Origin of the sequence: Pseudomonas sp. R1-43-08, assembly GCF_003852255.1 — a bacterium.
Taxonomy (GTDB): Bacteria; Pseudomonadota; Gammaproteobacteria; order Pseudomonadales; family Pseudomonadaceae; genus Aquipseudomonas.
On sequence record NZ_CP027734.1, the window covers coordinates 3,541,508 to 3,556,577 of the forward strand.

Annotated in this window: 10 protein-coding genes and 1 pseudogene; 4 read left to right on the forward strand and 7 right to left on the reverse strand. The window is 60.8% G+C overall.

Translation table 11 applies throughout. From position 1 onward, the window contains the following. Position 1: 1 nt before the first annotated feature. Positions 2–691: a response regulator gene (locus C4J87_RS16135; protein WP_124367601.1), complete on the reverse strand. Its 690-nt coding sequence runs from the start codon at positions 689–691 to the stop codon at positions 2–4. Between the two features lie 97 nt (positions 692–788). On the opposite strand from C4J87_RS16135, the gene C4J87_RS16140 reads away from it, so the two are divergent. The 4 genes from C4J87_RS16140 to C4J87_RS16155 are packed head-to-tail and all read left to right on the forward strand — an operon-like array spanning position 789 to position 7,270. Beyond that, complete coding sequence (locus C4J87_RS16140) at positions 789–2,270, forward strand: efflux transporter outer membrane subunit (protein WP_124367602.1); 1,482 nt, start codon at positions 789–791, stop codon at positions 2,268–2,270. After that, a complete protein-coding gene (locus C4J87_RS16145) occupies positions 2,267–3,079 on the forward strand; it encodes a MipA/OmpV family protein (RefSeq protein WP_124367603.1) in 813 nt (270 codons plus the stop codon). Before C4J87_RS16140 ends, C4J87_RS16145 begins: the two co-directional genes overlap by 4 nt. 16 nt (positions 3,080–3,095) lie before the next feature. After that, entirely contained in the window at positions 3,096–4,214 is a 1,119-nt protein-coding gene (locus C4J87_RS16150) for an efflux RND transporter periplasmic adaptor subunit (protein WP_124367604.1), read from the forward strand. Next, on the forward strand, positions 4,211–7,270 hold the full coding sequence (locus tag C4J87_RS16155) for an efflux RND transporter permease subunit (RefSeq protein WP_124367605.1): 3,060 nt from the start codon (positions 4,211–4,213) through the stop codon (positions 7,268–7,270). The genes C4J87_RS16150 and C4J87_RS16155 overlap by 4 nt, the downstream gene beginning before the upstream one ends. A 472-nt stretch (positions 7,271–7,742) precedes the next feature. On the opposite strand, the pseudogene C4J87_RS26205 reads toward C4J87_RS16155, so the two are convergent. The 6 genes and pseudogenes from C4J87_RS26205 to C4J87_RS16190 form a co-directional block, all read right to left on the reverse strand. Next, positions 7,743–9,718 (reverse strand): annotated as a pseudogene (locus tag C4J87_RS26205) (SDR family NAD(P)-dependent oxidoreductase). 24 nt (positions 9,719–9,742) lie between these two features. Continuing rightward, positions 9,743–10,363: a hypothetical protein gene (locus C4J87_RS16170; protein WP_124367606.1), complete on the reverse strand. Its 621-nt coding sequence runs from the start codon at positions 10,361–10,363 to the stop codon at positions 9,743–9,745. Between the two features lie 10 nt (positions 10,364–10,373). Further along, positions 10,374–11,855, reverse strand: a complete 1,482-nt coding sequence (locus C4J87_RS16175) for an aspartate aminotransferase family protein (protein WP_124367607.1) — start codon at positions 11,853–11,855, stop codon at positions 10,374–10,376. After that, a complete protein-coding gene (locus C4J87_RS16180; RefSeq protein WP_124367608.1) occupies positions 11,852–12,529 on the reverse strand; it encodes a class II aldolase/adducin family protein in 678 nt (225 codons plus the stop codon). The genes C4J87_RS16175 and C4J87_RS16180 overlap by 4 nt, the downstream gene beginning before the upstream one ends. Further along, positions 12,526–14,154 carry an FGGY-family carbohydrate kinase gene (locus C4J87_RS16185; RefSeq protein ID WP_124367609.1) on the reverse strand — a complete coding sequence of 543 codons (1,629 nt, stop codon included), beginning with the start codon at positions 14,152–14,154 and terminating at the stop codon, positions 12,526–12,528. Before C4J87_RS16185 ends, C4J87_RS16180 begins: the two co-directional genes overlap by 4 nt. Before the next feature lie 10 nt (positions 14,155–14,164). Further along, positions 14,165–15,046, reverse strand: coding sequence for a TorF family putative porin (locus tag C4J87_RS16190; protein ID WP_124367610.1), 882 nt, complete (start codon positions 15,044–15,046; stop codon positions 14,165–14,167). Positions 15,047–15,070: the final 24 nt, after the last annotated feature.

Consider the following 15,070-nt stretch of genomic DNA (forward strand, 5'->3'; position numbering starts at 1 on the left):
TTCACCTGAACCGATAGCCAATGGAGCGCACCGTCACCAGCACACCCGCGATGCCCTGGCTTTCAAGCTTGCGCCGAAGATTATGCACATGTGCGTCCACCACGCGGGCCAACGCTTCGCTGTCCGGCAGGCAGATTTCGAGCAGTTCATCGCGGGTGAAGGCTTTCGAGGGTGTCTTGAGCAACGTGACCAGCAGTTTGAATTCCGTGGGTGTCAGGTCCAACAGCTGCGGTTGCCCATCACCGCGTTCAATGGCAGCGGTAAAGGCAATGAGGTCGACCCGCAGGTTTTCATAGCGCAGCAGCTGCTCCACCGGTTGGCAGCCCGCGGTACGCCGCAACACGGCGTGCACCCGCGCCACCACCTCACGCGGACTGTAGGGCTTGACCACATAGTCGTCGGCGCCATAACGCAAGGCACCCAGTTTTTCCGGCTCGTCGCCCATGGCCGTGACCATGATCACCGGCGTGTCGCTGCTGCGACGTACGGCAGACAATACCTCGATGCCACTCAGGCGCGGCAGCATCACATCCAGCAATATCAGGTCGGGCCGCCAGCTCCTGTGCAGGTCGAGACCGTGCTGGCCATCTTCGGCTAACGCCACCTCAAAGCCGTCCCGCTGCAAATAGGCTTCCAGAATATTGGCGCTGTCGGCGTCGTCTTCGACGATAAGGATACGTTTCCCAGACACAAATACGCCTCTTGATGAAACCTTGATAATTCACGAACGGTTTATTGAAAGTCCACTGCCAGTATTGCCTTAAGCCTGACTTTCGCGAACCGATCCTATGCCGACCACTGCACCGCTGTCCAAGCCTATCAAGCTGCCTGAACGCCTAAGCGCGGTTTTGCTGCTGGTCGGCATGTTGGCTGGTTGCTCACTGGCTCCGGCGTACCAGGCGCCCGCGCTGCCGGTGTCGAACAACCTGCACGGCGGCCCCGAAACGGGCGCGCCATCGACCATGACCAACGCGGTAGAGGCGCTTACCGAAGAAGAAAAACAGTTGCTGATCGGGCTGGATTCATCGCCGCAACTACCCCGGTTGGTCGATCAGGCCCTGAACTACAATCGGGACCTGCGCCTGGCGTTATTGCGTGTCGAGCAGGCTCGCGCCCAGTACGGCATTTCCCGCGCCGATCGCTGGCCAACGGTGGCACTGGGGCTGCAACGCAACCGCCAGCACTTGCACGACAAGGTTGCCGATGAGCGTTATGGCCAGGACATCGCGGTGGCCTCCGTGGGCGTATCGGACTTCGAGCTGGATTTTTTCGGCAGGGTTCGCAGCCTGGCCGACGCGGCGCAGCATGACTACCTGGCGACGCACTACGGCGCCCTGGCCGCGCGCAAGGCGCTGATCGTGGAAGTGGCACGTTTGTATTTGCAGGAGCGCTTGCAAGCAGGCGTGCAGGCCGACACGCGGTCTATTTCCGACGACCAAAACCGGCTGCTGAGCATGCTCGTCGGCCAGCAAAAGGAAGGCTTGGTAGCTCAGGACACGGTCGATACCCAAAGCATGGAGGTTCATCGAGCTACCCAGCAAGTGCAGGATGCAAGCGCCGACCATGAGCGCGCATTGCAGGCGCTGTCATGGGTCACCGGTTATCAGGTCGCCTCTACGACGCAGGCCACACAAATCCCCGCCATCGATCTCGGCACTCCGCCATGGCTGGTCGAACTGCCGTCGCAGCGCCTGTTGCAGCGGCTCGATGTGCGCCAATCTGAAGAAGCGCTACGCGCAGCGAACGCCAACATCGGTGCAGCGCGTGCGGCGTTCTTCCCCTCGATTACCTTGAGCACCGGTACAGGCATAGCCAGCCCACACTTGAGCAGCTTGTTTTCATCCGGCAGCGGCGCGTGGCTGTTCACACCGCAACTGAACCTGCCGCTGTTCGACGGTGGCCGTAACCAGGCCAACCTTGATCTGGCCACTGCGCGCCAACAGTCAGCCGTCGCCCAATACGAAAAGACCGTGCAGGACGCCTTCCGCGAAATCGCCGACCTGTTGAGCCAACGCCAACAAGCCTTGGCCAACGCCACCACGCAAATCGATCTGGCAGCGTTGACCGCATTAAAGGCCAAGCGTCTCGACCAGCAGATCGCCGCGGGTGCGGCGGCACGTTCGGAGCACCCGACGGCTGCCATTCGCCTGGCTGAATCAGCCATCGAATTACGCAAGGCCACCTATCAGTTGTTGTTCAACCGCTTGGCACTGTACCGCGCGCTGTCCGGCGCACCACTGTTTTCCTCCGCAGAAAGGGTTTCACCATGAACTTGACCACTCCCCCTACTCGCGCCGTGCTATGGGGCGTCGCCCTGCTTACAAGCTGCACACTCATTACCAACGCACAGGCGGCCGGTGCCAGCCCTGCGGCCGACGAGACCACTGCTACCCTGGGACTCGGCCTGGGCGTCACGCCGCGCTACATGGGCGCCGATCGTTACCGCGCCCTCGTGTTGCCGATGTTCAGCATCCAGCGCGGCGTGCTGTTTGCCGACACCACCCGAGGCGTCGGCGTGCAGTTTCAATCCGACAGCGGCTTTGCCGCCAGCGCGGCAATCAACTACGACCTTGGCCGCAAGGAAAAGGACAGCAACACACGCCCAGGAGATCGAGAGCTGAGCGGCATGGGCGATATCAACGGCGCTACCGTCGCCGACTTCACCCTCAGCCAGCAACTGCTTGACTGGCTGTCGGTCAGCGGCGAAGCCGAACTGCGCATGGCCGGCGAGCATCGCGGCAACCGCTACCGATTTGGCCTGGAAGGCATCCTGTATCACGCAGGCAGCGACACCCTGGCCCTGGACATCGACGCCCACGCCGGTGATGGCCGCTACAACCAGACCTTCTTCGGCGTCACCCAGGCACAGAGCCAACGGTCACTCTACGGGCGATACGACGCCGACGCCGGGATCTACGCCTACTCCGCCGCCTTGAACTGGCAGCACAGCCTGGACGCGCACTGGTCGACGCTCGCCAGCCTGACGCTGACCCAGTACGCCGACCAGGCCGGCAACAGTCCGCTGGTCAGGCGTGAAAGCGCCGGCCTGGGCATGTTCGCTATCAACTACACCTTCTGATAACGAGGCGTCCGGCATGCAGGGTTTTGCTCAGTTGTTTCGTCCTTGGGGCCGTCCCCTGATGCTCGGTGTTGCCTGCCTGATGATGGCGGCCTGTTCGCGCGAGGAAGCCGTGCCGGAGCCGGCCGTAAGGTCGGTGAAAGTCGCCATCGTGCGCGCCGCAGGGGCCGATACCGCGCCGTTGACCGGTGTGGTTCGCCAACGCCAACGCGCTGCCTTGGCCTTCGAAGGTGCGGGCCGATTGATGGCGTTGAATGTCGACGTCGGCGATGCGGTGAAACAAGGCCAGGTGCTGGCGAGTCTGGATACGGTGGCCGTCCGACTGCGCCTGAAACAAGCGCAGGCGGCCTTGTTCGCCAGCGCAACGCAAACCGGCGAGCGCAAGCGCAACAAGGTTCGCCAGCAGCAGCTGTATGCCCAGGGCAGCGTCGCGGCCAGCGCCATGGAGCAAGCCGAAGCAGCGTGGCAGGCCGCCGTCGCACAGCAGGCCGCCGATGAAGCGGCACTGGATCTGGTGCGGCGCGATCAACGCCAGGGCCAGCTGATCGCGCCATTTGACGGCCGTGTCGTGGCAAGACCCGCGCAGCTGTACAGCGAGTTATCGGCAGGCCAGGTGGTGATGGAGCTCGAAGCCAGCGGCGCGTTGCAGGTCATCGTGCAAATCCCGGTAGAACAGGCCGCCGGCCTCAAACCTGGCGACCACGCCGTCGCAGCCGACCCGGCCGCGCCTGGGTCCACCCTGCCGCTGGTGCTGGAAGGCTTGTCGACGCGTGCGCAGAACGGCCTGTTGCAAAGCGCACGTTTTCACCTGGACGCCCACGACCTCGCGCTCCCCAGCGGCGTGAGCCTCAATGTGCGGTTGGCAGACCCTGCCCCGCTCGCGCTGAGCATCCCGGTCCAGGCCCTGCGCATGGGCGGTGATGCCAGCCAGGTGCAGGTATTCGTCTATGACCCCACCCAGGGCAAGGTCGCTCAACGTGATATCACGATCGGCCTGATCGACCAGGGCCGTGTCGCCATCGACAAAGGCCTCAAGGGCGGCGAACAAGTGGTCGTCACGGGCGTCGCGTTTCTCACTGACGGCCAGCCCGTCAACCTGCTTTCGCCCTCCAGTCGTTTGAGCACACCCGAATGATCAACCTGACCCGTCACGCCTTGGGTGCGAGCCGCCTGACGTTGTTCACCGCCCTGCTGATCCTGCTTGCAGGCGTGGCAGCATTCCTGAGCTTTCCGACCCAGGAAGAGCCCTCGGTGACCATCCGCGATGCGCTGGTGAGTATCCAGTTCCCCGGGCTGCCCAGCGAACGCGCCGAAGAACTGCTGGCCCGCCCCACGGAAGAAAAACTGCGCGAGCTGTCGCAGATCAAAAACATCGTGACCACGATCCACCCCGGCAGCGTGGTGATCCAGGTAACGGCTCGCGATGAAATCAAGGACCTCGGGGTGCTGTGGCAACAGGTACGCAATAAAGTCGCCGAAGCAGGTGCCGGCTTTCCAACGGGCACCCAAGGCCCGTTTGTCGACGACAATTTCGGGCGCGTCGCTGTCGCCTCCATTGCCGTCACCGCGCCGGGCTACAGCATGAGCGAGATGCGCGGGCCGTTAAAGCGCCTGCGCGATCAATTGGGCGGATTACCCGGCATTGGCCAGGTCACCTTGCACGGTATTCAGGACCAACAGCTATCGATTGATTTCAACCCGCAGCGTCTGGCGGGCCTGGGTTTGTCTCCACAACAACTGTTCCAGCAATTGCAGCAACAGAATGTGCTGGCGCCAGGCGGCATCGCCGACATTGGCGGGCAGATCACCACTCTCACCGTGACCGGTGAACTGCTCAGTGTGGATCAACTGCGCGCGTTGCCCATCCAACTGCCTGACTCGAGTGGCGGCGCACAAACCGTGGCGCTAGGCGCCATGGCGCAGGTATCAGTGATGGCTGCCGATCCACCCCGGACCGCCGCGGTGTACCAGGGCCAGGACGCGGTAGTGCTGGCCGTGTCCATGGCTGCCGGGCAGAACATTCATCAGTTCGGCGCAGCCCTGCGCGCGCGTTTGGCGCAGCTGGAACAGCAACTCCCGCTAGGTTTTTCGGCGCATATCGTGACGTTTCAAGCCGATGTGGTCGATCAGCAAATGGCCAAAATGAAGCATGTGATGATCGAGACAGTAGTCATCGTCATGGCCGTAGTCATGCTGTTCCTGGGCTGGCGCACCGGGCTGGTGGTGGGCGCCATCGTACCGCTGACCATTCTGGGTACGTTGATCGCCATGCGCATGCTCGGGGTGGAGCTGCAAACCGTGTCGATTGCCGCGATCATCCTCGCGCTCGGCTTGCTGGTGGACAACGGTATCGTGATTGCCGAGGACATCGAACGCCGGCTGCACGCCGGTGAGGAACGGCGCCAGGCCTGCGAAGAAGCCGGACGCACCCTGGCAATACCTTTGTTGACCTCATCGCTGGTGATTGTGCTGGCCTTCTCGCCTTTCTTTCTTGGCCAGACCAGCACCAATGAATACCTGCGCTCATTGGCCATCGTGCTGGCGCTTACCCTGCTCGGCTCGTGGTTACTGAGCATCACGGTTACGCCGTTGTTGTGCCTGTATTTTGCAAAGGCTGCGCGCCACGAGGCGTCAGAGGGCAACTACGACAGCGGTTTCTACCGCAGTTATCGGGCCGTCATCTGCCGGGTGCTGCAGCACAAGACGCTGTTTCTGATGGCCATGCTGGTGCTACTGGCTGCCGCCCTCTTCGAACTGATGCGTGTGCCCTACGACTTCCTGCCCCAGTCGGACCGGTTGCAGTTTCAGGTGCCCATCACCCTGGAGCCTGGCAGCGGCTCGCGCAAAACCTTGCAAAGCGTGCGCGAGATCAGCCTGTGGCTGAGCAAGGAACCGCAGGTGGTCGACAGTATCGGCTACGTGGGCGATGGCGGGCCGCGTATCGTGCTGGGCCTCAACCCGCCGTTGCCGTCACCGGAAACCGCTTACTTCACCGCCAGCGTCAAGGCAGGTACGGATATCGACGCGGTAATGGACAATATGCGTCGCTATTTGCTCAGACAACACCCTGAGCTGCGCGCCGAGCCCAAACGGTTTTCCCTGGGAACCACCGAGGCCGGTGTCGCCATCTATCGTGTGATTGGCCCGGACGAGAACGTACTACGCTCGCTGGCCGGCCAGATTGAGAAGGCCCTGCGTAACGTGCCGGGCACACTGGATGTGCGCGATGACTGGAGCACGCGCCTGGCGCGCTACACCGTTGAGGTTGATCAGCACAGTGCGCGCCGTGCCGGAGTGGACACCCAAGCCATCGCCCAGGCTTTGCAACTGCACTTCGGCGGCATTCAGGTATCGTCGGTGCAGGATAACGAAACCCGCGTCCCCCTGGTGGTGCGCGAACCCACTGCAACCAACCACGACTCGCCGGATCTGCGCGGCATTCTGGTCTACCCGGCCGACGGCTCGACGCCCTTGCCACTGACGGCCATTGCACACATCGCCGCGTCCAGCGAACCCTCCACACTGATACGCCGCAATCAGGAGCGCAGCATCACCGTGGTCGGGCACAACCCTTCGCTGACTGCGACCTCCATTGTCGAGCAACTGGCGCCACAGGTGGCTGCGCTGGCCTTACCGCCGGGCTACCGCATCGAGTTGGGCGGCGAAATCGAAGACTCGGCAGACGCCAACCAGGCACTGTTGCAGTACCTGCCCCACGCATTGATCGCCATGCTGCTGTTGTTCGTCTGGCAGTTCAATTCGTTCCGCAAGCTGCTGATCGTCGTCTCAGCAATTCCCTTTGTATTGATCGGCGTTGCGGTCGCGCTGTTGATCACCGGCTACCCGTTTGGCTTCATGGCCACGTTTGGTCTGTTATCCCTGGCGGGGATTATCGTGAATAACGCCGTGCTGCTGCTGGAACGTATCGAAGCGGAAATCCACGAGGGCCTGCCGGTGTACGAAGCTGTGGTGAACGCTGCCGTGAAACGCCTGCGCCCCATCGTCATGACCAAGTTGACCTGCATTATCGGGCTGATCCCGCTGATGCTGTTTGCCGGGCCACTGTGGGAAGGCATGGCGATCACGCTGATGGGCGGTCTGGCGCTGGGGACACTGGTGACCCTGGGGCTGATTCCTGTGCTCTACGTGTTGTTATTCAACAAAAACCAAGGGAGCTTTACGCCCAGGTAAATTGGCAGCGCGTATGGATAATCATCACGTGCCGGGCAGGACCAGCAAGGCGACCGCAGTAGTCGATCCGACACGTTGCAGTCGACTATTCCTCTGGGTATTAAACCCCGTTGTTCGAGCGACACGACAAGTTGCGATGTCCTTTTTCACCCTTGCGACGAAACAAGGCAATAGGCGCGGTAGAACACAATCGGGTGAGCCTCGAAGCAGCGATGGTCAGGCTTTGGTAACCCCAGCGTGTCAGATCCCGAAACGAATCGGAATGGCGGATTTCTCCAATGAACTCACCACGAAACGATGGAAGGTTGGGTTTCCAGTTTGTTCCGGTCGCTAACACGACCCAACGATATCGTCGTATTGAACTGAATAGACTCATGCGAACGTGGCGGTGAAACTTCTGAGGTAGCTCGCTATTTGGTGATGGGACTGGACGGGGGCGGTGCCGAATACGCAGCGCACCGCCTGACACGCTTTATGCCGAGGTGTCCTTTAAAACGATCACGGGTGAAGACACGCCGCTGTCATTGGCCAACACTGGCAACTCTCGACGCAATACCCAGAGCGTGATCGGTTTGGGCAGAACCCTGGCCAAACGGATCAGCCACCTCATTGGCCAAGGAAACAAGTAGTCCCAACGCTCGCTGCGCATCGCGTAGAGCATATGATCGACGGCGGCTGCTTCGGAAATTTCCAGTGGTGCCGGCATGCCATCGTTCGCGGTTTGCGCGGTGGCCACAAACCCTGGGTAGAGCGACAGAAAGCGAATACCTCGGTTACCAAACTCAATACGACAGGTATCGATCAACAGGCGCAGTGCCCCCTTGGCGGCGCTATAGGGCCCCTGCAACGTCACTCCCAGGAAACCCGCCAGGGAATTGGTGTGCACGACAAAACCATGCCCCTGACGACTCATCTGCTCCAAAGCGGGGAATAGATAGTTGACCACTACATCATAATTCGAGCGCATATACGCAGTGACGTCGGCCGCTGTCATCTCACGCATATCCAATGCGGGGGCGCCGCCGGCATTGAGCACGACCACATCCAGACGACCATACAGCTCGACAATTTCATCCACGAGACCGGCCGCCGCTTGCTCATCCAGCGCATCCACTGCCGAGACCAGGCATTTGCCCCCTGCAGCGTGATTTCCAGTTGCAGATCATTCAACAGCTCCTTACGCCGGGCGGTGGCAACTACCCAGGCGCCTTCTTGCGCCAGACGCACCGCCAGCCCGCGCCCCATGCCGGAGGATGCCCCCACCACCAGCACAACTTTGCGCGCGAAGCTGACACGCTTGCTCGCCGGGCATTGGCGGAGCAAGCCGACCAGCGTCAATGCAAGCAGCGAGAAGGCGGCACTCACCAGCAATACGTACTCGGCGTTCTCCCCCACTAACCATTGCGACGCCATCAAGGGGCCGAAGGCGCATCCCAGCAGTTGCATGCCTGGCACCAGCGCCGCTATCCGCCCCGAGCGATCAAGTTGCAGCGCGATACGCACCTGGAAAGGCGTCAACATCAGCCAGATCAAGCCAAATGCGCCGCACAACATCAGGAATAGCCTGACGCCCATATCGACAGAGAAATACATACCCAGTGCGATGCCGCCCAACAGCAACGCGGCAACTGCCAACAACGAAAAATCCGAGACCCGGCGTACCAGGACAATCCCCAGGCACCCACCCACCACTTGCATAAACAGGGTACCGGAGATGAGTAATTGTGAATTCTGTTCATCAAGCCCCACGTATTTGCTTAACGGCTCAAGGTAAGCCCAAAGACCACCTATGGCGCTGAGTTGCATAAAGACCAGCCCCAGCAATAGCAGGTGATTAAGGCCCCAACTGAAACCGCTCTCATCCGTTCGCTGTGCCTGCTGACTGGCAAGCCGAATAGGCTGCCATCGGACCAACAGCAAAGAAGCTGCCGTCAGCGCCCCCAAAAACACAAAACCATATGACGATGTGCTCTGAATGGGCAGAACCCAATATGCAAGCACCGCAGCTACCAACGCCTGACCAAGGGTTTGCACCACCATGAACACACCTGCCACGCGGTCAGGTGCTGGGCCTTGGACGATCAGGTTCACGGTCCCCCACAACAGCAAACCTTCGGCCAACCCGGCCAAGGCCCGCGTCAGTGCGAGTGCGCTATCCCCAGTGGTATTGGCCGTGACCAGGTCCATGCTCGATGCCGCCAGAATGGCAACGACTGTAACCAGTCGCAGGCTAAACACAGAGCGTAATAAATCACCCAGGACGACGCCCAACCCCAGCGAGAGGATTTCGCCCATTGCGACCAAACCGACGCCCTCAAGTGACAGTCGGTTTTGCGCCAGTAATTCTCCCAGCAGCAAGGGTTGCAGCCCCACCATCAGCACGGCGATAGAGCCCAGCGCCAAGGCTGAACTCAGGTGTTTACAGGAAACAACGGACGACATGTGCATGGCGTTACACCTCTTGAAGGGTTTTCAGTAACCGCGGTTTTCCGGCGGAATCTCGCCTCGGGCAAAACATTGCATCGCGCGTTTTTCATCTTTCATCAGCCGGCCGTTGGCAACCCGCACCACCCACCAAGGCAACAGCGTCATCCTGGCGCCGGACGCTTTGGCGAGGGTGAAGGCCTTGGCGCACTTTTCAAACAGTTGCGCATTCAGCGCCATCCGGGTGCCGGTGGTACCCAGGGTGACGGGCACGCCCTTGATCAACATTGCGTTGCCGCCACGTTGCAAGGCGGCGGCAATGTCCTGGACTGAAGCAGCCGGTCCGTCCATATGGCCAATATGCCGAGCCTGCTCATCAAATAAAATCGGCATCACCCCACCAAAGTCCCCCAGGCTCCTGGCGAAATCGCCACCGCCCAGCAGAACGGCCCCCACATCGGCCCGCGCGTGATAGATCGAATAATGAGTCTGGCCGTCACCCATGACATGCACGGGCCAGTCGATACAGATGGGGGCCGCATCATCCAGCCGTCCCCACCACATACGTTCCTCGCCCGGTATACGCAAGGAAACGCTGCTTCTCGAATCCACCAGGCTGCTCAGCCGTTGCCGAAGCTCGAGCCACTGTTGTCTCAGTACATCGTGCATCGCACTCACCTCACACCAGTTGGAAAACGGCGTCGAATCGCTCGAGCGCGTCGTCAATGACATCGTCGGTATCGGCCAGGCTGGTATAGATCCGACTGCCCGCCAGCGTGATCAATCCGTGGGCCGTATACGCTGCGCCCATTTCTTCCATCATGTGCTTGCGCGACTTGGCTTCATTGCGTGCTCGCAGCAGCTTGAGCGGATTACTGGTGTCCAGCAACAGCACGCCCGACGTTTGCAGATGCACGATCGAGCCCATGTTGTAGGCCACGTAGGGCAAGCCACGGCGGTTGATGATTTCCTCAAGCCCCTTACGCATACGGTCGCCGGCGCGTCCCGCCAGGGCAGGCGCATTCAGTTTTCGCGCCTCGATCAAGGCGTAGTAGCCCGCTACGCACGACAACGGGTTGGCCGACAGCGTGCCACCGACAAAGGCGCGCCGCGCCGAGGTGCCAATGCCGCCCGCGAGCAGTTGCATGACATCTCGACGCCCACCGATCGCACCGGCCATGGGGTAGCCACCGGTCAAGCATTTGCCCAGCACCGTAATGTCGGGCATCACGTTGAAATAGCCTTGTGCGCCACCCAAGCCGGCACGGAAACCGGTGACCACCTCGTCAAAAATAAGCAGCGTATCGAACTCGTCGCAGAGCTTGCGCAGTTGACGATTGAAGTCCGGATGCACCGGGCGCGTGCCGCTCTCCGGACCAAAGGGTTCCACCATGATCGCCGCCGTGCCGCCACGCAGTCGATTGATCTGCAAGCGCCGGCGTAACGCATCGAGGTTATTCGGTGGGCTCTCCTGGGTGTTGGCCGTGGCGCCCCGAGGAATACCGACAGCCTCCATACGGCCGGTGCCGGGCAAGCGCATGCCATACACCAACTGGTCACTCCAGCCGTGATAGGCACCGCCGATCTTGATCACCCATTTCTTGCGAGTATAGGCACGCGCCAGGCGCACTGCTGCCATGACAGCCTCGGTGCCGGAACCCAGCAGGCGTACCATATCCACGCCAGGCATCACTTCGCAGACCAACTGCGCCAGTTTCACCTCATATTCATGCAGCAGGCCGGTAACTGGGCCGCAGTCGTCGAGAATCCGATTGACCTGCTCACGAATGGCCGGATGGTTGGAACCCAGCAAGGTCGGCCCCCCGGCTTGCAGGAAATCAATATAGCGATTGCCATCCACGTCGGTAAGGTACGCGCCCTTGGCCTGGGCGACGGCGAGTGGAAAGGGATGGTTGAACGCAAGGTTATGCTGAACCCCCCCCGGTATGAATTTTTTGGCCTCCTCAGCGAGCCGCCTGGAACCCTGGCAACGCTCGTCGAAGTAGCCCATGACCTTGCTCAGCGCCTCGCGCTTCAAGGGGCGAATCGGCTGTTTGACCAGCGCATCGAAACGCCGATACAACGAGTCGACATCGGGCCATTGCGAAACCGCTGAGTCTTCCGCAGCAGGCAATGTGATGGGATCAAGAGGCTTGTTCATGATGGGGTCTCGGAAGAAGGGTGAGCATTGACAGTGCTGGAACGCACCAGGGCATCGACCAGACGTGCCACGGCGGCAGGTGACTGCGACGTGTGACGGGATTGTTCGGCGATTTGGCGCAGCAAGTAGTCACGACAAAACGTTTCGAGATCCTCTAGGCGGGACAGGGTCATCTCGACATCCGGGCCGCAGCACAGCACTCCATGGTTGCGCATGAGGTAAGCGTTGTGATCCCAACGAATGACCCGCCCGAACTTACCGGCCAGCCAATTGGAGCCGGAGGGTGCATACCCCACCAAAGGAATATGTTTGCCCAGGGACTCCCATAGCTCCGGGTCCGCCACATCCAGGGGCTCACCGAGCAAGGTGCAGGCACTGGCCACGGGCTGATGGGTGTGAATACTGCACTGCACGTCAGGCCGCGCACGCAGGATTTTTGCATGCAGCCCGCTCTCGACCGAGGGCGCGCGCTCACCAGAGAGCTGCGTCAGATCCTTGAGACGCAGTACGCAGACATCCTCCGGGCGCATGGTGAAATAGTCGGTGGCCGAGGGTGTAACAGCGATGTGCTGCGCATCGATGCGCAACGCGAGATTTCCACCCGTCGCCGCAAAAAAACCGCGGTGGCACAAATGCTGTGAAAGCTCGACGATTTGTTGTTGCACATGACTCATGAGGCAGTCTCCTGTGTAGGGTTCAGGCGCCGATACAGCGGCGCGAGGCGCTTGCGGACCTCTTGGAACGTGGCGAATTGGTCGTCATAAAGCGCGCGGGTGACCCGGGACGGTTCAAACAGGCGATGGGGACGTTTGAGACTCGGAAGGTCGTGAAACTGCAACTTGCCCAACGCTACCGCCGCAATAAACGCAGCCCCGCGGGCGTTGGTCTGGATTGCGTTCTGCGGCTGCTGGATAACGCGCCCGCAGACATCGGCCATGATCTGGCACCACACGTCCGATTGGGCACCGCCGCCGGTGGCTACGATCACGTCGCTGGGCTGGCCGAGAAAGCGCGCGAACGGTTCGAACATCCAACGCGTATTCAGCGCGACCCCTTCCATAAAGGCGCGAATGATGTCTTCGCGGGAGTGTTCCAGCTTCAAGTTGAACAAACCGGCGCGCAGGCTCGGATCACTGATTGGCGAGCGTTCGCCACACAACCAGGGCGTATAGATCAACCCTCTCGAGCCAGGCGGCACCCGCGCGGCGATGCGGTCGAGCAAGGCATAGACATCCGGCTGCTGTTCATCACTGAGCAGCTCATCCGGGTGGTACAGCACCTTGTCACGCAGGAACGAAAGGTTCGCGCCCGCCGCCGACTGCATGGCCATCGCCAGGTAGCGGCCGTTGACCGCACTGGGCACTGCGGCAATGTGGTGCCGCACGCTGGTTTTTTTGAACGGGACGTGTGCGCCTACCCACGACGAGGTGCCCAGGTAGAGGTGCGGGGCAAAGTCGCTGACGGTGGCGCCGACGGCCACCGCTGAAGTGTCGACGGCGCCCGCCACTACTTGCGTTGTGCGCGCCAGTCCGAGGGTCTCTGCAAGCTCCGGGCGTAACATGCCGATCACATCGGTGGAACGGACAAGCTCAGGTAGTTTGCCAGCTTCAACACCCAGGGCCCTGACCAGGCCGTCGTCGTAGCGGATGCAATGAGGGTCGCGGTTATCGGTGATCCATGCTGTCAACATCGAGTCGCTGGTGGCGCAATAGCGACCTGACAGGCGCAAGTTCATATAGTCGAGTACATTGAGGAACTTGTGGGTTCGCTCATAGCGCTGCGGCTCGTGATCGAGGATGTAGGCCATGTGCCCCGCCGAATCCATACCGGACAACGAGGCCACACCGCCGGTCAGGTGCAATGAACGCCAGAGCTTGAGTGGTCCGTACCCGGCCAGACTGAACCGCCCTCCTCCCATGCGTTTTTTAACCGCACCGGCCCCTCGTTTGTCCAGCCACAACATCGCGCGCCCAATAGCCACGCCGTCCCGATCCACGCACACCGTGCCTTCGCTCTGTGTGGAACAACACACGGCGATTACCTGCCTCCGCCGTACGGGATCAGCGCTCAGCAGTTCGTTGGCGCCGCGCAGAAAGGCATTCCACCAATCCTGCGGTTCCTGCTCGACGCTCAACCCGTTCACATGCAACGGCACACTGTGAAATGCCCACGCACGAATGTCGCCGTCCAATGAAACCAGGGCACATTTGCAACCGGAGGTGCCGAGGTCCACCGCGAGGACGAGTTGCTCCAGACCGGTGGCTGCCTGAGGCGTCCGGGATAAGAAAAGCGAATTCATAAGGGTCTACTCAGAAAGTACGCGAAATCGATGCAACCCAACGGTTGTCATCTGTGGAGCGCACATGCCCGTCGTCCTCGGCCATATACAACTCGCGTGCCCTCGTCTTGGCGGTCACCCAATCAAGCCCCCAGTCGAAGCCCCACAAGTGATGGATCAAGCCAATGTCGTAGTCGGCCGCGTTCGCTTCTGAGAAGTTAACGATTTGCTGATAACCGGCATGCAGCTTGAGCGTGGTATTCATCCCGAGCGGGTATTTGTAGTCCAGGTCATAGAGCATGCTGCCACGGGAGTTGCGATCCCCCTTGGCGTAGCACTCCAAACCCTTGGTAGGATCGTCACGGAACTGCAACTGAGCCCCGCACACGCCGCCGGTATTGGCGCCACGGTAGGTTTTTGACAAGACCCGGGCAATTCGACCTTCAAGCGCCCCGTAGCCGATTTCCAATACGGCAAACTGGCTGTTGTAGTTGGTCGTACGTTCATCGGTTGGGGTGAAGGTTTCAAAGTCGAATTTGTTCGGCGCTTTGAATTGCGCACCGGGGAACATCTCCGCCGCCAGACCCACGCCGTAATGCCAAGTCTCAGGATCACCAAAGCGATAACCGCCCGCGAGCAGGACGCCAAGACCATCCCCTTCTAGAAATTGCTTCTTGTTGACGGTGGTGAACTCGGCCAGCGCCACCAAGCCTGATTCGTGGGCGACCTGAATCGTGACTCTGGCACCCGGCCGGTTCAAAGAGTCCGACACGCCCCGGGTCCTGACATCGGACACGGCCTTGGCCGTGACATCAATTGCATAACTGGCCATCTCGTCGGCGATTGCCAAGGATGGGCTGACGATAGGCCACAGCAAAGCAGCCATCAGATAATGGTGTGTCGTTGCACGCATGAGGCTCTCCCACAAAAAGGTCGA